Annotated in this window: 16 protein-coding genes; 6 read left to right on the plus strand and 10 right to left on the minus strand. The window is 54.0% G+C overall.

Annotation, left to right across the window (positions count from 1 at the left end):
* Nucleotides 1–21: 21 nt before the first annotated feature.
* Entirely contained in the window at nucleotides 22–2,157 is a 2,136-nt protein-coding gene (yccS, locus tag M8014_RS07340; RefSeq protein ID WP_271281861.1) for a YccS family putative transporter, read from the plus strand.
* Here the strand turns inward: yccS and M8014_RS07345 are convergent.
* Nucleotides 2,142–2,768 (minus strand): TfoX/Sxy family DNA transformation protein, encoded by a 627-nt coding sequence (locus M8014_RS07345; RefSeq protein WP_271281862.1) that lies wholly within the window; start codon nucleotides 2,766–2,768, stop codon nucleotides 2,142–2,144. The two genes, yccS and M8014_RS07345, sit on opposite strands and share 16 nt — an antisense overlap.
* Nucleotides 2,769–2,985: 217 nt before the next feature.
* Between M8014_RS07345 and sulA the strand changes: the two genes are divergently transcribed.
* Both sulA and ompA read left to right on the plus strand, forming a co-directional pair.
* Nucleotides 2,986–3,495, plus strand: a complete 510-nt coding sequence (gene sulA / locus M8014_RS07350) for an SOS-induced cell division inhibitor SulA (protein WP_271281863.1) — start codon at nucleotides 2,986–2,988, stop codon at nucleotides 3,493–3,495.
* A gap of 353 nt (nucleotides 3,496–3,848) precedes the next feature.
* Nucleotides 3,849–4,901 (plus strand): porin OmpA, encoded by a 1,053-nt coding sequence (gene ompA, locus M8014_RS07355; protein ID WP_271281864.1) that lies wholly within the window; start codon nucleotides 3,849–3,851, stop codon nucleotides 4,899–4,901.
* Nucleotides 4,902–4,965: 64 nt separating this feature from the next.
* On the opposite strand, the gene matP is transcribed toward ompA, so the two are convergent.
* Complete coding sequence (gene matP / locus M8014_RS07360) at nucleotides 4,966–5,418, minus strand: macrodomain Ter protein MatP (protein ID WP_271281865.1); 453 nt, start codon at nucleotides 5,416–5,418, stop codon at nucleotides 4,966–4,968.
* A 186-nt stretch (nucleotides 5,419–5,604) separates the two neighbouring features.
* Here matP and M8014_RS07365 point away from each other — a divergent pair, with 186 nt between their 5' ends.
* The gene (locus tag M8014_RS07365) at nucleotides 5,605–7,365 is read left to right on the plus strand and encodes a Lon protease family protein (protein WP_271281866.1); all 1,761 of its coding nucleotides are present in this window, start codon (nucleotides 5,605–5,607) and stop codon (nucleotides 7,363–7,365) included.
* Nucleotides 7,366–7,433: 68 nt separating this feature from the next.
* Nucleotides 7,434–7,952 (plus strand): bifunctional 3-hydroxydecanoyl-ACP dehydratase/trans-2-decenoyl-ACP isomerase, encoded by a 519-nt coding sequence (gene fabA / locus M8014_RS07370; protein ID WP_271281867.1) that lies wholly within the window; start codon nucleotides 7,434–7,436, stop codon nucleotides 7,950–7,952.
* 73 nt (nucleotides 7,953–8,025) lie between these two features.
* Here fabA and rmf read toward each other — a convergent pair whose 3' ends face one another.
* From rmf to rlmKL, 6 genes are all read right to left on the minus strand, one after another.
* Nucleotides 8,026–8,193 (minus strand): ribosome modulation factor, encoded by a 168-nt coding sequence (rmf, locus tag M8014_RS07375; RefSeq protein ID WP_271269455.1) that lies wholly within the window; start codon nucleotides 8,191–8,193, stop codon nucleotides 8,026–8,028.
* A gap of 254 nt (nucleotides 8,194–8,447) precedes the next feature.
* Nucleotides 8,448–9,014, minus strand: coding sequence for a membrane integrity-associated transporter subunit PqiC (gene pqiC / locus M8014_RS07380; protein ID WP_271281868.1), 567 nt, complete (start codon nucleotides 9,012–9,014; stop codon nucleotides 8,448–8,450).
* Entirely contained in the window at nucleotides 9,014–10,651 is a 1,638-nt protein-coding gene (gene pqiB, locus M8014_RS07385) for an intermembrane transport protein PqiB (RefSeq protein WP_271281869.1), read from the minus strand. Before pqiB ends, pqiC begins: the two co-directional genes overlap by 1 nt.
* Nucleotides 10,641–11,909: a membrane integrity-associated transporter subunit PqiA gene (pqiA, locus tag M8014_RS07390; RefSeq protein WP_271281870.1), complete on the minus strand. Its 1,269-nt coding sequence runs from the start codon at nucleotides 11,907–11,909 to the stop codon at nucleotides 10,641–10,643. Before pqiA ends, pqiB begins: the two co-directional genes overlap by 11 nt.
* Before the next feature lie 18 nt (nucleotides 11,910–11,927).
* On the minus strand, nucleotides 11,928–13,835 hold the full coding sequence (locus tag M8014_RS07395) for an ABC transporter ATP-binding protein (protein WP_271281871.1): 1,908 nt from the start codon (nucleotides 13,833–13,835) through the stop codon (nucleotides 11,928–11,930).
* A 12-nt stretch (nucleotides 13,836–13,847) separates the two neighbouring features.
* Nucleotides 13,848–15,956, minus strand: a complete 2,109-nt coding sequence (gene rlmKL, locus M8014_RS07400) for a bifunctional 23S rRNA (guanine(2069)-N(7))-methyltransferase RlmK/23S rRNA (guanine(2445)-N(2))-methyltransferase RlmL (RefSeq protein WP_271281872.1) — start codon at nucleotides 15,954–15,956, stop codon at nucleotides 13,848–13,850.
* 99 nt (nucleotides 15,957–16,055) lie between these two features.
* Between rlmKL and M8014_RS07405 the strand changes: the two genes are divergently transcribed.
* Nucleotides 16,056–17,165, plus strand: a complete 1,110-nt coding sequence (locus M8014_RS07405; protein WP_271281873.1) for a YcbX family protein — start codon at nucleotides 16,056–16,058, stop codon at nucleotides 17,163–17,165.
* Here M8014_RS07405 and zapC read toward each other — a convergent pair.
* Both zapC and pyrD read right to left on the minus strand, forming a co-directional pair.
* A complete protein-coding gene (gene zapC, locus M8014_RS07410) occupies nucleotides 17,162–17,704 on the minus strand; it encodes a cell division protein ZapC (protein WP_271281874.1) in 543 nt (180 codons plus the stop codon). The genes M8014_RS07405 and zapC overlap by 4 nt on opposite strands.
* Nucleotides 17,705–17,870: 166 nt before the next feature.
* The gene (gene pyrD, locus M8014_RS07415; RefSeq protein WP_271281875.1) at nucleotides 17,871–18,881 is read right to left on the minus strand and encodes a quinone-dependent dihydroorotate dehydrogenase; all 1,011 of its coding nucleotides are present in this window, start codon (nucleotides 18,879–18,881) and stop codon (nucleotides 17,871–17,873) included.
* Nucleotides 18,882–18,907 lie beyond the last annotated feature (26 nt).

Consider the following 18,907-nt stretch of genomic DNA (forward strand, 5'->3'; position numbering starts at 1 on the left):
TAACAAGGACCGAGTGCGCTCATGCTAAGCCCACTGCTACGCCGCTACACATGGAACAGCACCTGGCTGTATAACGTCAGGATTTTTATTGCTCTTTGCGGCAGCACCGCCCTGCCCTGGTGTTTAGGTGAGATCAAGCTGACCATCCCGCTGACGCTGGGCGTCGTTGCCGGGGCGCTAGCCGATCTGGACGATCGTCTCGCCGGTCGGCTGCGTAATCTGGTCATCACCCTGATCTGCTTCTTTATTGCTTCGGCTTCGGTTGAATTGCTCTTTCCCTGGCCCTGGCTGTTCGCCCTCGGTCTGATGCTCTCCACCAGCGTCTTTATATTGCTGGGAGGGCTGGGTCAACGTTACGCCACCATCGCTTTTGGTGCGCTGCTGATTGCTATCTATACCATGCTGGGCGTTTCGCTTTACGACCAGTGGTATCACCAGCCGCTGCTGCTGTTGGTTGGCGCTGTCTGGTATAACCTGCTCACCCTGGCCGGGCATCTTATTTTCCCCATTCGTCCTTTGCAGGACAATCTGGCGCGCAGCTATGAGCAACTGGCCCATTATCTGGAGTTAAAGTCCCGGCTGTTCGACCCGGATATTGAGGATGATGGACAGGCACCGCTGTATGAGCTGGCGCTGGCGAATGGCCAACTGGTCACCACGTTAAACCAGACTAAAGCCTCGCTGCTTACGCGGTTACGCGGTGACCGCGGTCAGCGCGGCACCCGCAGAACCTTGCACTACTATTTTGTCGCGCAGGATATTCATGAGCGCGCCAGCTCCTCGCATATTCAGTACGCCAGCCTGCGGGAAAAATTTCGCTACAGCGATGTGATGTTTCGCTTTCAGCGGCTGCTCTCGATGCAGGCCCAGGCCTGTCAGCAGCTCTCACACTCAATACTGCTACGCACCCCCTATCAGCACGATCTTCGTTTCGAACGGGCGTTCAGCCACCTTGATGCCGCCCTCGATCGCGTTCATGCCAGCGGAACCTCTGCCGAACAGATGAAAGCGCTGGGGTATCTGTTAAGCAATCTGCGCGCTATCGATGCCCAGCTCGCCACCATCGAATCAGAGCAGGCGCTGGCCATGCCGGGCAACGAGGCTGAAAACCAGCTTGCAGACGACAGCCTGCACGGTTTCAGCGATATGTGGCTGCGCTTAAGCCGCAACTTTACGCCGGAGTCCGCCCTCTTTCGCCATGCGGTACGCATGTCGGTGGTGCTCTGTGTCGGCTATGCCTTTATACAGATAACCGGTCTGAATCATGGCTACTGGATTTTGCTGACCAGCCTGTTCGTTTGTCAGCCCAACTACAATGCCACTCGCCATCGCCTGGCTTTGCGCATTCTCGGTACCCTCGCCGGGGTCGCGCTTGGGTTACCCATCCTCTATTTTGTCCCCGCGCTGGAAGGCCAGCTGATCCTTATTGTTATCACCGGGGTGCTGTTCTTCGCGTTTCGTAACGTACAGTACGCGCACGCCACCATGTTTATTACTCTGCTGGTTTTACTGTGCTTCAACCTGCTCGGCGAAGGTTTCGAAGTCGCGCTGCCGCGCGTTATTGATACGCTGATTGGCTGCGCCATCGCATGGGCGGCGGTGAGTTTCATCTGGCCAGACTGGCGTTTTCGTAATCTGCCGCGGGTGCTGGATAATGCGATCAACGCCAACTGTCGCTATCTCGATGCCATTCTGGAGCAGTATCACCAGGGTCGTGATAATCGCCTGGCCTACCGTATTGCCCGCCGTGATGCGCATAATCGCGATGCAGAACTGGCGTCAGTGGTATCGAATATGTCGCGGGAACCCCGGGCGACGGAGCAAACCAGTGAGATTGCCTTCCGCCTGCTGTGTCTGAATCATACTTTTACCAGCTATATCTCGGCGTTGGGTGCACACCGTGAACAGCTTACCAGTCCGACGATCTTAGCCTTGCTGGATGATGCAGTGTGCTACGTTGATGATGCCCTTCACCAGCGGCCCGCAGATGAACCGCGCGTGCAACAGGCTTTAGCTGAACTGGCGCAACGCATTTCCCATCTTGAGCCGGAAGCCGAGAACAAAGCCCAGCTGGTTCTACAGCAAATCGGCCTGCTTATTGCGTTGCTGCCAGAGATATGTCGTTTACAACAGCACGTTAATCAACTGCCGGAATGAATGTCGTTGGTGAGAGGTTGAGTTTTGAACCACGTGAGCAGCTCCCGGCGTCTGATCTCCGGGAGCGCCGCTTCATGCAGACCTACTATTGCCCCTTCCAGTGCAAACAGCACCTTATAACTGAGGCGCTTGTTCAGCGCCCTTATTTTTAGCCAGCATTGCTCTGCCCCCAGGGTGCGCAGTGTCTCTTCATCAGTAATGCCGGCGTCATAAAGCAGGATCTCCAGTTGGAAGGTGAGATTGGGTAAATCTTTCAGCCGATGCACCTTGTAACGCTGGCTGCGTTCACGCCGCGCCGCCTCAAGGGCAAAAGAAGAGAGTTGCAAAAACTGCTCCTGATCCTGCCAGAGTCCTTCATCCACACGGAAATAATTCAACAGGATCGGGCGACCCCGTTTGACCAGCGTTAAGAAGGTGGTCGCATTTTTGACACAGTACGGCGCGCTCTCTTCACTGGCTCGCAGATACAATTCGCCGCCTGACACCATCGCAAAAACCGTGTCATCAACTGCCAGGGTATAGCCACCAAACAATGCGCGATGCTGCACGTCGCCGAGCGGTAAAAGGTATTTCGTAGACTGATAAATCCGCTCATAAGAGATCTTTTTCATGATATTTCCTTTTTAAATCATGGAATAATGTTGTCATCTTTTGTTAACGGATCCGATATCAGGAAAATAGGCAACTTACGATCGAACAGCAAGATGATTTTTCAATGTGCCTGATAATTGAACCAAATTTGCGAGGCGCTTTCCGAAAATGAGGTTGATCTTTGGCCGTACAGGGGTTACTGTATATCCATACAGTAACTACAGGGCTGGGTCGATTATGTTCTCTTCAGGCTACGCAAATCGTTCAACATCTTTCGCTTCTTCCGCAGGCAATAGCACGCACAATTCTACTGCGCGTGTTTCCACCGGGCTGATCAGTGAAGTGCTATACCGTGAAGACCAGCCCATGATGACGCAGCTGTTATTGCTGCCTCTGTTGCAGCAGCTTGGCCAGCAGTCTCGCTGGCAGCTGTGGCTTACGCCACAGCAGAAACTCAGCCGCCAATGGGTGCAGTCCGCGGGCCTGCCGCTGACAAAAGTGATGCAGATAAGCCAGATGGCGCCATGCCATACTGTGAAGTCGATGGTGAGGGCCTTACGTACCGGGAATTACAGCGTTGTGATCGGCTGGTGTACTGAAGAATTAACCGAGGCGGAACAACATTGCCTGGCCGAGGCAGCAGAAGAAGGGAATGCGCTGGGGTTCATTATGCGTCCCGTTAGGGTAGATACGCAGGGTTACGGACACCTGTCTGGGCTAAAAATTCACTCTAATTTGTATCATTGAGTAAAAATAGGAGTTTTCCTGGAATTTATTTTGCAAGGGTTGTACACCTTTGGTTCCATGCGTAAAAGTATCGACAAGGCTTGTCTGGTGCGGCTTCTTTCAGTTTAGCATGCGCGAATCGACACGATAAATGTTAAATATTGTGTATATAAAACTTTTTTTTTCATATGCCTGACGGAGTTCACACTTGTAAGTTTTCAGGTACGTTGTAGACTTTACATCGCCAGGGGTGCTCGGCCTAAGCCGAAGATATCGGTAGGTTTACTCTTTGTCCCCGCCCCCCGGTGAAGGATTTAACCGTGACTCTCATTGAGATTCTCATGGCGATTTTTGGATGATAACGAGGCGCAAAAATGAAAAAGACAGCTATCGCGATTGCAGTGGCACTGGCAGGTTTCGCTACCGTAGCGCAGGCCGCTCCGAAAGATAACACCTGGTATACTGGTGCTAAACTGGGTTGGTCTCAGTTCCACGATACTGGTTTTATCAACAACAACGGTCCAACTCACGAAAATCAGCTTGGTGCTGGTGCGTTTGGTGGCTACCAGGTTAACCCGTACGTTGGCTTCGAAATGGGCTACGACTGGTTAGGCCGTATGCCGTACAAAGGCGACAACATCAATGGCGCATTCAAAGCTCAGGGCGTTCAGCTGACCGCTAAACTGGGTTACCCAATCAATGACCAACTGGACATCTACACTCGTCTGGGTGGTATGGTTTGGCGTGCTGATGCAAAAGCTAACACTCCTGGCGGCGCATCCTTCAAAGATCACGACACCGGCGTATCCCCAGTATTTGCTGGCGGCTTAGAATATGCGGTAACTCGTGACATCGCTACCCGTCTGGAATACCAGTGGACCAGCAACATCGGTGATGCAAACACCGTGGGTACCCGTCCAGACAACGGTCTGCTGAGCGTGGGTGTTTCCTACCGTTTCGGTCAGCAGGAAGATGTAGCACCAGTTGCTCCAGCTCCGGCTCCAGCTCCAGAAGTACAGACCAAGCACTTCACTCTGAAGTCTGACGTTCTGTTCAACTTCAACAAAGCGACTCTGAAACCAGAAGGTCAGCAGGCTCTGGATCAGATGTACTCTCAGCTGAGCAACCTGGATCCGAAAGACGGTTCTGTTGTGGTTCTGGGCTTCACCGACCGTATCGGTTCTGACGCTTACAACCAGGGTCTGTCCGAGAAACGTGCACAGTCTGTTGTTGATTACCTGATCTCTAAAGGTATCCCAAGCAACAAGATCTCCGCACGTGGTATGGGCGAATCTAACCCAGTTACTGGCAACACCTGTGACAACGTGAAGGCGCGTCCAGCGCTGATCGAATGCCTGGGCCCAGATCGTCGCGTAGAGATCGAAGTTAAAGGCATCAAAGACGTTGTAACTCAGCCAGCGGCATAAGTTATCGTCTTAAAAAAACCCCGCCTGTGCGGGGTTTTTTATTGCCTGTAAGAAAGAGATAACGTTACTTTTTGCCCAGCATGGCCTCAAGATCGGTTTTCAGCGACGACATCTGACTGGCGTACTTCTCTTTATGCTCTGCATCTTCTATAAGTTGCACTATCGTTTCTGATAACGTTTTCCCACGCCGTTGGGCCAGCCCTGCCAGCCGTTGCCAGACCATATATTCCAGGTCGATCGACTTTTTGCGGGTATGCTGATGCTCAGCATTAAAATGCCGTTTTCGCCTCGCGCGAATAGTCTGCTTCATGCGGTTCAGCAGCGCTGGATTAATGTGTTTTTCTATCCAGCTGTTGACCTGAACCGGATCATTTTCGAGGGTTAGCAATAAATCTACAGCATTATTTGCTGCACTGGCTTCGAGGTAGCACGTGATCAATTCCCCTTCACGGTGTTTCTTGACCAGATACTTCCATTTCCAGCCGCTTTCGAGGTTTTCCAGTTGTTGGTATTTCATTGCGATCCCAATGTGACCGTGTAACTGTGTTCAGAATATCAGTTTTTTGGCAATCTGCTGAAAAGAAATCATATCCTGTGACCGCCAGTGACGCATTCGTCACGGTAATCTCCGATTACCTCATGGGCAGAGCCTGCGCCTTACGGTATACTCCATCGTTTTACATCTGACTAAAAAACATCAACTTTGACCATTACGAAACTTGCATGGCGTGACCTGGTTCCGGATACAGATAGCTATCAGGAACTGTTTGCACAGCCAGATCTCGCGAAAGAATCCGAATACTTACTCAGCGATACACAGCCGCGTTTGCATTACGCGATGGAGCAGGTATTAAGTCCATGGGCAACTTCACCTTTTATGTTGCTGAAAGCGCCAGACGAAGCGGAGTATCTGAGTCTTCTGGCAGATGCCATTCGGCAGTTGCAGCCAGACGCTCAGGCAGTCTTTGGTGGTGAATATGCGATCAACGGACGCACTGTCACCTTTGAACCCGCCACCCTTGCCGACGGACGTTTTGCGGTAACCGGTAGCGTCGTCTCGGCTGGTTGGGCAGAAGCCGAACAGCTGTTCGGGTGCCTGCGCCAGTTTAACGGTGAGTTAACCCTGGATCCTGGCCTTATCCATCAGGCGAACGGCGGTGTGTTAATCGTGTCTCTGCGCACCCTGCTTGCTCAGCCTTTGTTGTGGATGCGTCTGAAGAATTGCGTAAACCAGCAGCGCTTTGACTGGGTCGCGTTTGACGAGTCGCGTCCGCTCCCGATCGCGGTGCCGTCTATGCCGCTGTCACTGAAAGTGGTACTGATCGGCGATCGTGAAGCGCTGGCTGATTTCCAGGAGATGGAGCCAGAGCTATCCGCTCAGGTGGTTTACAGCGAATTTGAAGACAGCGTACAGATTGCTGATGCCGACGATATGCTGCAGTGGATGCAGTGGGTCAACGCCGTCAGCGAACGTGCTGAGCTCCCCTCACCTGCTGGCGATGCCTGGCCGGCTCTGATCCGTGAAGCGGTTCGCTACACCGGCGACCAGGAAACCTTGCCGCTGTGTCCGCTCTGGCTCGGCAAACAGCTGCGAGAAGTCGCCGCGCTGACCGAAGACAACATCTTTAGCGGCGAGCAGCTGGCACAGATGCTGGTTCAGCGTGAATGGCGTGAAGGTTACCTCGCCGACCGTATGCAGGACGAAATCCTGCTGGAGCAAATTCTGGTTGAAACCGAAGGCGAACGCGTCGGCCAGATTAACGCCCTGTCAGTGATTGAGTTTCCGGGTCATCCGCGCGCCTTTGGCGAGCCATCGCGAATCAGCTGCGTGGTGCATATCGGTGACGGCGAATTTATTGATGTCGAGCGTAAAGCAGAGCTCGGCGGGAACATTCATGCCAAAGGCATGATGATCATGCAGGCTTACCTGATGGCGGAACTGCAGCTTGAGCAGCAGATCCCCTTCACTGCTTCGCTGACCTTTGAGCAGTCCTATAGCGAAGTCGATGGCGACAGTGCCTCGATGGCGGAGCTGTGTGCCGTGATCAGTGCGCTGGCTGACGTCCCCATCAACCAGAGTATTGCCATTACCGGTTCTGTCGATCAGTTTGGTCGTGCTCAGCCGGTAGGCGGTCTGAATGAAAAGATCGAAGGCTTTTTTAACGTTTGCCAGCAGCGTGGTCTGAACGGCAAACAGGGCGTGATTATTCCTGTCGCCAACGTGCGTCATCTCAGCCTTAGCCAGGCACTGCTGACCGCCGTCGAAGAGGAACAATTCAGCCTGTGGGCCATCGAAGAAATTGCTGACGCGCTACCCTTACTGACAAACCTGGAGTGGGATGTCGAAGGGCAGACAACGTTGATGCACACGATTCAGGAACGCATTGCTCAGGCAACGCAGCAGGATGCACGCCACCGTTATCCCTGGCCGTTACGCTGGTTGAACTGGTTCAGTCCTAACTGATCGGACTTGTTCAGCGTACACGTGTTAGCTATCCTGCGTCCTTCACTAAAATAAGGCTTACTGAGAACATGGTAGATAAACGCGAATCCTATACTAAAGAAGATCTTCTTGCCTCTGGTCGCGGTGAACTGTTTGGCGCTAAAGGCCCACAGTTACCGGCCCCGAACATGCTGATGATGGACCGTGTCGTTAAGATGACGGAAACCGGCGGCAACTTCGATAAGGGTTACGTAGAAGCAGAACTCGATATCAACCCGGACCAGTGGTTCTTTGGTTGCCATTTCATTGGCGATCCGGTGATGCCAGGCTGCCTGGGTCTGGACGCAATGTGGCAACTGGTTGGTTTCTACCTCGGCTGGCTGGGCGGTGAAGGTAAAGGCCGTGCGCTGGGCGTGGGTGAAGTGAAATTCACCGGTCAGGTTCTGCCAACCGCTAAAAAAGTTACCTACCGTATTCACTTCAAACGTATTGTTAACCGTCGCCTGATCATGGGTCTGGCGGATGGCGAAGTGCTGGTCGACGGGCGTCTGATCTACTCCGCAACCGACCTGAAAGTCGGTCTGTTCCAGGATACGTCTGCATTCTGATGTTTGCTTTTACACAAGCATAAAACAGCGAAACCTCCGCACTGCGGAGGTTTCTTTTTTTAAAGAGACGCTATCAAGCAATTACTGCCCTGTCTCCGATGGCTTCTCGCCAGCCCCCTAACCAGTATGACCTTTGATTCAAGGTCTGATAGGGACACATTTCTTTAGAACGTCCGGCGATGCCAGCTTGATAACCACGTTGATGAGCCCTTTCCAGGCGATCTCGTTTCTGTCTCTTCATGCCTCGTTTCCCTCATTCTTTGATCTGGTGGAAAAGAAAACAATGATTACAAATCATGCAATCACAGATAACGAATACCCTGAATTCCGCTTATCGTCAATGTAGAAAATTCATACCAGCGTCATATTTGTGAGCTACGCAGAAGTTCATTTGTACAAAAATTGTGACGCGGCACAAGTAACGACCTGACCGCAAACCAAAAAAAAGCCGCAATTAGCATGACGCAAATTGCGGCCTGACAAGATGAATTTTACTTATGGCAGTCGGGAAATCTCTCTGGCAATGCTGGTGGACTCCTGAGCCCACCCCTGCGCCAGCACCTTCACCATTTCATCATAGCCATCGTTTTTCTGCTTCATCTCCAGATGGAAAGGCCGTTTCATCAGCTGGCCCTGATGGTTCAGCAGCCACTCGCCGCTGACCACCACGCTGCCATCATAGCGTCCATGGAAGCCGGTCACATTGACGCTCAGGGTATCCTGGTCGCTGCCCAGCGGCTGCGACGCAACCACCCATCCCGGAAGCTGGCTGCTGAGATTAGCCACCAGCGTGTTGCGCAGCTGCTGATCCAGCGGGCTGGCCCACAGGTTGTTACTGGCGATGACATACTGCACATCACTGGTTTGATACACCACTCCATTGCCCGCCAGATAATCAGGCACTGCCACCTGTTCAACCCACAGCAGACGGCTCCCCTGGCTGGCCGTACTTTTACCGCCCGCCTGCGTTGCCACCGGCAGCTGATAATAGCTTTTGTTATCTGCGCCAGAGCTACAGGCGGTCAGAACCACTGCGGCAGCGATCGTTAACCATTTTTTCATTATTTAGCCCCCTTCGGCTCAGGGTCCTTTTTGTCTTTCGCTTCGAATACCAGCGCATTGCTCTTGGTGTTCAGAGTTTTCAGCACCGGCTGCAGTTCACGCAGAACCTGATCCAGACGCTGCATATCCGCCACCATCTTGTTGTACGCGGCAGAGCCTGGCTGGAAGCCCTGCATACTACGATTCAGCTCACGCAGCGTTTTCTGCATGTCCTCTGGCAGCTTCTGCATCGACTGGTTGGCGGTGATCTTGTTCAGGTTATCCAGTGTCGTCTGCAGACGGCGCATCGTCGCCTGGCTTTCGTTGAGCGTATGGGTCGCCTGTTCAATCATCGGGTTCAGCGGCAGGCCGTTGATCTTATCCAGGGTTTCCATCAGCCGCTGTTGGATTTGCGCCAGACCGCTGCTCACCGTTGGGATGATTTTATAGCCACCAAATTCGCGCAGCTGTTTCACCGGCGGTTCTTTCGGGAAGAAGTCCATATCCACATACAGCGCCCCGGTCACCAGGTTACCGGTTTTGAGCGATCCGCGCAGGCCGCGCTTCATCAGTCCGTCGAGATGCTGGGCAATGTCCGGCGTATCGCCAACCTGATTTATCAGACGCTCAGGTTCGATACGGATAAGCACCGGGATACGGTAATCGTCATCCAGCACCTGACGCATGCCCGGCGCGAAGAACGGTACTTTGCCAACGGTCCCAAGGCGAATGCCGCGGAATTCCACCGGCGCCCCCGGCTGTAGGCCGCGGACAGAATCTTTAAAGAACATCAGGTAGTCGATATGGTCGGTGTAGAGCGAATCCTGGATACTCTTCTGGTCGTCATACAGGCGGAACGCAGTCTTCTGCGCCACAGGCTGCCCCAGATCCATCCCTTCCGGAACGTCGAAGCTGACACCCCCGCCGAACAGCGTGGAAAGTGACCCCATCTCGACGCGCATCCCCGCAGAGGTTAAGTCAACGGCGATGCCGCTGTCTTTCCAGAAGCGAACGTTGCCAGTCACCAGACGATCGTTAGGCGCGTTGATAAACAGTTGGTAGCTGATGGCGCGTTTTTGCGTATCGAAGGTGCTGGTTTCCACTGAGCCGACGCGATAGCCACGGAACAGTACCGGGTCACCCGGGCTTAACTGACCGGCTTTTTTACTGTCGAGGATCACGCGGATCCCCTTTGCATCCGGCGGTGCCAGCGGCGGTGAGTCCAGCAGCTGATATTGCCCCGGCTGACTGCCTTTTGCCCCCGGCTGCAACTCGATATAGGCCCCGGAAAGCAGCGTCCCCAGTCCGCTTATCCCTTCACGCCCCACCTGCGGTTTGACCACCCAGAAGACGGAATCGCCGTGCAGGAGTTTTTCCATCCCGGCGTTCAGACGGGCTTTGATTTCTACATGCGTCAGATCGTCGGTCAGGGTCGCACTCTCTACCACACCCACATCCACACTGCGGCTCTTGATGGTCGTTTTGCCCCCTTCAATCCCCTCGGCGTTGGTGGTGATCAGCGTCACTTCCGGCCCCTGATGGCTGTAGTGATAAAACAGGATCCATGCACCGATCAGCGCGGTCACGATGGGGAAGATCCACACCGGCGACCAGTTTTTGACCTTCTGCACTTTCGCCTCTCCACTCTTATTTTCCATGCTTATACTCTTCCTCATGGCTCGACTCGGGCTCACGATCCCACGATAAACGTGGATCAAAGGTCATGGCCGCAAACATTGTCATAACAACGACCAACGCAAACATCACCGCTCCGATGGCGGGATAAATACTCATTAAGCCGCCCATGCGCACCAGCGCAGAGAGGACCGCAATCACAAACACGTCAATCATTGACCAGCGTCCGACAAACTCAACCACTTCATAAATCAGATGCATACGCTCGCTGTCGCGCTTGCCGTGCCCTTTGGCATCCCAACACAGCCAGGCAATAGCGATCATTTTGAGCGTGGGTACCATGATACTGGCGATAAAAATCACCAGCGCCACCGGATAAGATCCTTCTCCCCAGAGCAGGACGACCCCGGCCATTATCGTCGACGGCATTTTGTCGCCCAGCAAATCAGTGATCATGATCGGCAGGATATTGGCGGGAAGGTAGAGAATGATGGAGGTAATCAGCAGCGCCATGGTCCACTGCACGCTGTTTTTGCGCCGCACGTGCCCTTTGGTCTCGCAGCGCGGGCAAACCTCCTGGTCGGCCGGAAGAATGGCCGTACAGCAGGAGCACAGACGCAGATTCTGGTTTATCCCCGGCACGCCCGCCTTAAGGGGCTGCGCCAGCGCAGGCGCGGGAGCGATATCGTCCCATGCCCAGCGGCGATCCACACACTGAAAAGCGCGTAATTGCAGGACGCAGTATAGACACCAGGGGATAAAGCTGCTGCCTACACCGACATCGCCGTAGGCCATCAGCTTCACAAAGCTCACCAGAATCCCGGCCAGAAAGATCTCCGCCATTCCCCAGCTTTTCAGCTGGAACAGGATCCGCGCCAGTCTGATTTTCATCGCCACGGGCATTTGCACGCGGTTCACCAGCAGCAAAATCACCAGCAGGCAGAACGCCGGGACAATCTGGACGAAAAGCAGGAAGAAAGTGCCGAGGCTGGCGTAATCTTCCGAGAACATCACGCCGGGTATCTCCAGCAAATTCACTTCGCTGGTGATACCGCCTACCTTCATATAGATAAAGGGAAAAAGATTGGAGAGCAGAAGCATGAACAGCGCGGCAATAGCATAAGCAGTAGGACGCTGCCGCGGCGCATCCCACTCAGTTGTCAGCGTTGCCCCGCATCGCGGGCATGCCGCTTTGTGTCCATGCTCGAGCGCGGGTAGCGCCACGAGCATGTCGCACTGTGAGCATAAAATATGCCTGTCGGCATGGTGATGTTCACACATACTGGCTCCATGTTTCACTTATGCGCCGTTTTTCAGAGCCTCAAGATACTCCCAGCGTTCAAATGCTTCTTCCAACGCCTTTTCAGCCTGCGCCATATCCGCCAGGACTTTTTGAGTATAGTCATGCGACTGGGTAAAGAATGATGCGTCGGCAACTTGAGCCTGCAAACTTTCGAGGTTAGCTTCGAGCTCTTCGAGACGCTGCGGCAGACTTTCCAGTTCGCGCTGTAGGTTATAGCTTAGTTTGCTACTGCTACGTTTGACAGTTTCTGCTTTCGTAACAGCCACTTCTGCTTCTGCTCTGGCTTTTGACTGTTTTGTAGCCAGATACTGAGCCTGCTGTCCACGCGCATCGTGATAGCCGCCAACGTACTGACTAATGCGACCCTCCCCTTCGAAGATCCAGCATTCGGTCACGGTATTGTCGACAAACTGACGGTCGTGGCTCACCAGCATCACGGTTCCCTGATAACTATCAATCAGTTCCTCAAGAAGTTCCAGCGTTTCAACATCAAGATCGTTTGTCGGTTCATCAAGAATCAACAGGTTGCTCGGTTTCAGGAACAAACGCGCCAGCAACAGACGGTTACGTTCCCCACCGGAGAGGGCACGAACCGGGGTCATCGCGCGTTTTGGATGGAACAGGAAGTCCTGCAGATAGCCCAGTACATGGCGCGGCTTACCGTTCACCAGCACTTCCTGTTTACCTTCGGCAAGGTTATCCATCACCGTTCTGTCAGGATCGAGCTCGGCGCGGTGCTGGTCGAAGTAGGCCACTTCGAGTTTGGTACCACAATGGACGCGGCCGCTGTCGGCCTGCAGCTGGCTCAGCATCAGCTTCAGCAGCGTGGTTTTGCCACAGCCGTTCGGGCCGATGAGCGCAATTTTGTCGCCGCGCTGAACCTGAGCAGAAAAATCTTTCACCAGTACTTTGCCATCAACCTGGTAATCAACGTTCTCCATCTCGAAGACAATCTTGCCGGAGCGAGAGGCTTCTTCCACCTGCATTTTCGCGGTGCCCATCACTTCACGACGCTCGCTGCGCTCATTACGCATTGCTTTCAACGCACGCACGCGGCCTTCGTTACGGGTACGGCGCGCTTTGATGCCCTGACGGATCCACACTTCTTCCTGCGCCAGCTTGCGGTCAAACTCGGCATTTTGCAGCTCTTCCACGCGCAGATTTTCTTCTTTCTCAAGCAGATAAGTGTCGTAGTCGCCCGGATAGGTCACCAGCTTGCCGCGGTCGAGATCGACGATACGGGTTGCCATATTGCGAATGAATGAACGGTCATGCGAAATAAATATCAGCGTGCCGTTAAAGGTTTTCAGGAACCCTTCCAGCCAGTCGATCGCTTCAATGTCCAGGTGGTTAGTCGGTTCGTCAAGAAGCAGTACTTTTGGACCACTGACCAGCGCACGCCCCAGCGCAGCTTTACGCAGCCAGCCGCCAGAGAGTGATGCCAGTTCGGTGTCCGCTTCCAGACCTAACTGCTCCAGAACTTCCGTAATGCGACTTTCAAGCTGCCAGAGACCATGATGATCGAGCAGGTCCTGAAGACGCGCCATTTCATTGAGGTTTTTTTCGCTCGGGTCGGTCATCACCAGATGGGAAATCTCGTGATAGCCCTTCAGGTATTCGGCCTGCTCAGAGATCCCTTCGGCAACAAAATCATACACGCTGCCCGCGACGTTACGCGGCGGATCCTGCTGCAGACGAGAAACGATCAGGTCTTGCTCGTAAACAATACGTCCGTCATCCAGACCCTGTTCGCGATTAAGGATCTTCATCAGCGTGGATTTGCCCGCGCCGTTACGACCCACCAGACAAACACGTTCGTTATCTTCGATGTGGAGTTCAGTATTATCGAGCAGCGGGGCGTCACTGAACGACAACCACGCACCATGCATACTAATTAATGACATTTACTTTTCCTTTCAGGCGGCGGTGATGAGCCAGCAGTTGTGGATCTGACGGTTACGGGCAAAGTCCTGGGATAACGTTTTTTGACTGATTTCTTGTGCTTTCAGCCCCAGTTCTGCCAGTCCCTCATGATCCATGCGGAAGCCGCGCTTGTTGTTCGAGAACATGATCGTGCCGCCTTTACGCAGCATACGTTTAAGATCTTTCATCAGCGCCAGGTGGTCACGCTGGACGTCAAATGACTCTTCCATGCGCTTAGAGTTGGAGAAGGTCGGCGGATCGATAAAGATCAGGTCGAACTGCTCGTCAGACTCACGCAACCAGCCCAGCACGTCTGCCTGCAGCAGGCGATGCGCCTTCCCGGTCAGCCCGTTAAGGCGCAGGTTGCGCTCTGCCCACTCCAGATAGGTACGGGACATATCCACGGTAGTGGTGGTACGCGCCCCGCCCAGACCCGCGTGAACGCTGGCGCTGCCGGTATAAGCAAAGAGGTTGAGGAAGTCTTTGCCTTTGCTCATCTGCCCCAGCATGCGGCGCGCGATGCGGTGATCAAGGAACAGGCCGGTATCGAGATAGTCCGTCAGGTTGACCCACAGGCGTGCGTTGTATTCGCCCACTTCGATAAACTCGCCCTTGCTGTTCATTTTCTCGTACTGATTTTTGCCCTTCTGACGCTCACGGGTTTTCAGGATCAGCTTGTTCGGGGCAATATTCAGCACGCCAATGGTGGCAGCGATGATGTCGAGCATACGCTGACGCGCTTTTTGCGGATCGACGGTTTTTGGCGGGGCATATTCCTGCACCACCACCCATTCGCCGTAGCGGTCGACCGCCACGTTGTACTCCGGCAGGTCGGCGTCATAGATGCGATAGCATTCAAGCTTCTCCTGCTTCGCCCACTTTTCGTATTTCTTCAGATTCTTGCGCAGACGGTTGGCATAGTCTTCCGCCACGCTGGAAGGCTTGCTGTCGGCCTCTTTCTCGGTCAGATGGTAGTTCTTCTGCACGCAGTCCAGCGGGCCGTTCTTGGCTTTGAACTGGCGTTCGGCGCGCAGCTGCAGGCAGCTCAGCAGCTCAGGCGAGCCGCTGAATAGTGACAGGTTCCAGCCGCCAAAGTAATCTTTCATGGTGCGACCCAGCAGGCTGTGCAGGGCAATCAGCGCTGGTTCACTGTCCAGACGTTCGCCGTAAGGCGGGTTGCTGATCACCGTGCCATACGGGCCTTTTGGCAGCGGATTGGTGAGCTGTGCCACGTCTTTCACGTCGAAGGTCACCAAATCGCCAATGCCGGCGCGACGGGCGTTGCTGCGCGCGCGTTCAATCACGCGGGCATCGCTATCGGAGCCGTAGAAGTGGGCTTCATAGGCTGCCAGCCCCTGACGCGCACGCGTCTGTGCTTCTGCCTTTACGTCCTGCCAGACAGCTTCGTCGTGCAGTGCCCAGCCCTTAAAGCCCCACTGGCCACGATGCAGGGCCGGGGCGCGGTCGGTCGCTAACATCGCCGCTTCGATCAGCAGCGTACCGGAACCGCACATCGGATCCAGCAACGGCGTACCCGGCTGCCAGCCGGAGCGCATTACAATGGCGGCGGCCAGGTTCTCTTTGATTGGCGCGATACCCGCGCGATCGCGGTAACCACGCTGGTGCAAGCCTTCGCCGCACAGATCCAACGCAATGCTGGCCGTCTCTTTGTTCAGACGCACGTTGATACGCAGATCCGGGTTTTCACGATCGACGTTCGGGCGTTCCAGGTTCTTACGGGTAAAGCTGTCGACGATGGCGTCTTTCACCTTCAGCGCGCCGTACTGGCTGTTGCGGATCTCATCGTTCAGGCCACTGAAGTGCACCGCAAAGGTGGCACCTGGCGCAAAAATCTCTGTCCAGTTGATTGTCTGCACGCCCAGGTAAAGATCGAGATCGCTATATACCTTGCACTCTCTCATCGGCAACATGATGCGTGAGGCCAGGCGACTCCACATCAGGCTCTGGTAAATAAGCCGTGTGTCGCCCTGAAAATGGACCCCACCCTGAACCACCTGGCACTCTTGCGCGCCCAGGTTTTCCAGTTCAGTTTTTAACAGCTCTTCCAGCCCACGGGCCGTACTGGCAAACAGAGAATTCATATCGTCACTTATTACTCTAAGAAAATTGCTGCGCATTATAGCCAATCTGGGCTCTATGTCATAAAGTTGAAGGCTTATTTTCATTCGAGGGACTGTGCCGTGGCGACGTTATCCAGGCTTTTCATTCATCCGGTCAAATCAATGCGTGGAATTGGGCTTTCGCATGCCCTTGCTGACGCCAGCGGTTTTGCCTTTGATCGCATTTTTATGGTGACGGAACCTGACGGTACATTCATCACCGCACGCCAGTTTCCTCAGATGGTGCGTTTTATCCCGGTACCGGTTCACGATGGACTGCATCTCACGGCGCCGGACGGTTCCAGTATTATCGTCCGCTTCAGCGATTTTGCGCCAGCAGATGCGCCCACCGAAGTGTGGGGGAATCATTTCACCGCCCGCATTGCGCCCGATGAGATCAACCGCTGGCTCAGCGAATTTTTCTCGCGCCCGGTACAGTTACGCTGGGTCGGGCCTGAACTGACGCGCCGCGTAGAAAAATTTGCCGCGGTGCCGCTGTCGTTTGCCGACGGTTTCCCGTTCCTGCTCACCAGCGAAGCCTCGCTGCGCGATCTACAAAACCGCTGCACGGCCAGCGTGCAAATGGAGCAGTTCCGGCCGAATCTGGTGGTCGCAGGCAGTGCGGCCTGGGAAGAGGACACCTGGAAGGTAATCCGTATCGGCAGTGTGATCTTTGACGTGGTAAAGCCCTGCAGCCGCTGCATCTTTACCACCGTCAGCCCGGAGAAAGGTCAGAAACACCCTTCAGGGGAGCCGCTGAAAACCCTGCAGTCGTTCCGTACCGCGCAGGATAACGGCGATGTCGATTTCGGCCAGAACCTGATCCCCCGCTCCAGCGGTGTGATCCGCGTTGGCGATGAGGTAGAGATTCTCGCGACTGCACCGGGTCGACTCTACGGCGCCGGTGCCGAAGAAGAAGCAACAGAGGTGGAAGCGCAGCCAGAAACGGCGGTGACCCTCCAGTGGCAGGGGCAAACGCTTCGCGGGAACAATCAGCAGGTGTTACTGGAACAGCTAGAACAGGCAGGCATTCGCATCCCCTACTCGTGTCGGGCAGGCATTTGCGGATGTTGTCGCATTACGCTGGTCGAAGGGGAAGTTACGGCGTTGAAGAAATCGGCAATTGGCGGCGACGGCACCATTCTGTGCTGCAGCTGCATCCCGAAAACCTCGTTACAACTGGAAGCCTAAACTGCCTGCTCAAGGCTGAAACTGCTGCTTAATAGCTGGGGTTTCAGTCTGTCATTCATCACTTTAATCGGGTCACCCAGCTGCATTGTACGCCCGGCGATGGTCACGCCCGGCTGTGCCAACAAGCAGAGCGCGGCGTTATCACCCGGCTCCACCACCAGCAAATTTACCTGCTCGGCGTTCTCGCTCAGACTGACGCAAGCTGCATCGCCGGTAACCGGTGACCAGCTCATACCGTGGGCAAGAAAGTGCCAGCTTTTTGGCATCTGGGGCTTGAGGAAGCGGATCGCCACCAGCGCATTGAGCACCAGCTCGGCACGCTGCTCTTTCGACAACTCAAGATCGCGGCACTTCTCTTCAAAGGAGAAATAAAGGGCTGCATCGTCAACACAAAAACCGGTATTGGTAAAGGCATCCGGAGTGAGCATCCGACGCGCAAAACGAGAACGAAATAACATGCCATTGGCTAAATCGAGCATCATACGATCGTGCTCGTCACAGAAATACCAGCGCCAGTTATCGTCAGGTTTAATTCGCATCTGCCTCTCCCATCCTCGCAACATCCTGTTGTAAGAAAGTCCTCATTACCGCTTCGCTTATTCGACTTCAATAATAAAAGACTACTATGCCTAAATTAGCAACAGTCCCGGAATATAAAACAACCAGAGCCGGAAATAAAGCCCTGGTTGCTATTAGCGATAAAGATCAGAGATGGTTAACGATTTCTTTGATCAGCGGTGGGCCTTTAAAGATAAAGCCAGAATAGATCTGCACCAACGAGGCACCCGCCGCCATTTTCTCGCGTGCGGCGATAACCGAGTCAATGCCACCTACGCCAATAATCGGTAGGTGACCATTTAATTCAGCCGACAGACGACGAATAATTTCGGTACTTTTTAATTGTACTGGTCGACCGCTCAAGCCCCCCATTTCGTCACAATGTTTCATCCCCTGAACCAGAGAACGATCGAGAGTGGTATTGGTCGCAATAACCCCATCAATATTATGACGCACTAAACTGTCGGCCACCTGGGCCAACTCTTCTTCAGTGAGATCGGGAGCAATTTTAACGGCCACCGGCACATATTTATGGTGCTTCGCCTGGAGTTCATTTTGCTTATTTTTGATGGCGACTAATAAATCGTCGAGCGCTTCACCGTATTGCAGCGAGCGTAAACCCGGAGTATTTGGCGATGAAATATTAACTGCGATGTACCCGGCATAAGCATAGACTTTTTCCATACAAATCAGATAGTCATCTTTACCCTGCTCGACCGGGGTGTCTTTGTTTTTGCCGATATTAATACCCAAAATGCCGTCGAAATGCGCTTTCTTCACATTCTCGACCAGATGATCGACGCCGAGGTTATTAAAGCCCATGCGGTTGATCAGTCCTTCGGCCTCTACCAGTCGGAACAGGCGCGGCTTGTCGTTACCCGACTGTGGACGCGGTGTCACGGTGCCGATTTCGATGGAGCCAAAGCCCATCGCGCCAAGCGCATCAATGCACTCGCCGTTTTTATCCAGACCGGCTGCCAGACCCAGTGGGTTTTTAAAGGTTAATCCCATGCAGGTTACCGGTTTGTCCATCACCTTCTGGCGCACCAGCGCTTCGAGTGGGGTTCCCGTAATACGGCGTAATTGCTGGAATGTAAATTCATGAGCGCGCTCAGGATCGAGCTGGAAAAGGGCTTTACGAACGAAGGGGTAGTACATGAACTCTCCTGGATTCCCGGTGTGCA

The organism is Silvania hatchlandensis (assembly GCF_025564065.1).
Taxonomy (GTDB): Bacteria; Pseudomonadota; Gammaproteobacteria; order Enterobacterales; family Enterobacteriaceae; genus Enterobacter; species Enterobacter hatchlandensis.

Excerpts from the sequence above, each read along its gene's own strand:
- pqiB (WP_271281869.1), bottom strand. The coding sequence starts at position 10,651 with ATGGAAAATAAGAGTGGAGAGGCGAAAGTGCAGAAGGTCAAAAACTGG.
- rlmKL (WP_271281872.1), bottom strand. The coding sequence starts at position 15,956 with ATGAATTCTCTGTTTGCCAGTACGGCCCGTGGGCTGGAAGAGCTGTTA.
- pqiA (WP_271281870.1), bottom strand. The coding sequence starts at position 11,909 with ATGTGTGAACATCACCATGCCGACAGGCATATTTTATGCTCACAGTGC.
- ompA (WP_271281864.1), top strand. The coding sequence starts at position 3,849 with ATGAAAAAGACAGCTATCGCGATTGCAGTGGCACTGGCAGGTTTCGCT.
- pyrD (WP_271281875.1), bottom strand. The coding sequence starts at position 18,881 with ATGTACTACCCCTTCGTTCGTAAAGCCCTTTTCCAGCTCGATCCTGAG.
- zapC (WP_271281874.1), bottom strand. The coding sequence starts at position 17,704 with ATGCGAATTAAACCTGACGATAACTGGCGCTGGTATTTCTGTGACGAG.
- rmf (WP_271269455.1), bottom strand. The coding sequence starts at position 8,193 with ATGAAGAGACAGAAACGAGATCGCCTGGAAAGGGCTCATCAACGTGGT.
- M8014_RS07395 (WP_271281871.1), bottom strand. The coding sequence starts at position 13,835 with ATGTCATTAATTAGTATGCATGGTGCGTGGTTGTCGTTCAGTGACGCC.
- sulA (WP_271281863.1), top strand. The coding sequence starts at position 2,986 with ATGTTCTCTTCAGGCTACGCAAATCGTTCAACATCTTTCGCTTCTTCC.
- pqiC (WP_271281868.1), bottom strand. The coding sequence starts at position 9,014 with ATGAAAAAATGGTTAACGATCGCTGCCGCAGTGGTTCTGACCGCCTGT.
- yccS (WP_271281861.1), top strand. The coding sequence starts at position 22 with ATGCTAAGCCCACTGCTACGCCGCTACACATGGAACAGCACCTGGCTG.
- fabA (WP_271281867.1), top strand. The coding sequence starts at position 7,434 with ATGGTAGATAAACGCGAATCCTATACTAAAGAAGATCTTCTTGCCTCT.
- M8014_RS07345 (WP_271281862.1), bottom strand. The coding sequence starts at position 2,768 with ATGAAAAAGATCTCTTATGAGCGGATTTATCAGTCTACGAAATACCTT.
- matP (WP_271281865.1), bottom strand. The coding sequence starts at position 5,418 with ATGAAATACCAACAACTGGAAAACCTCGAAAGCGGCTGGAAATGGAAG.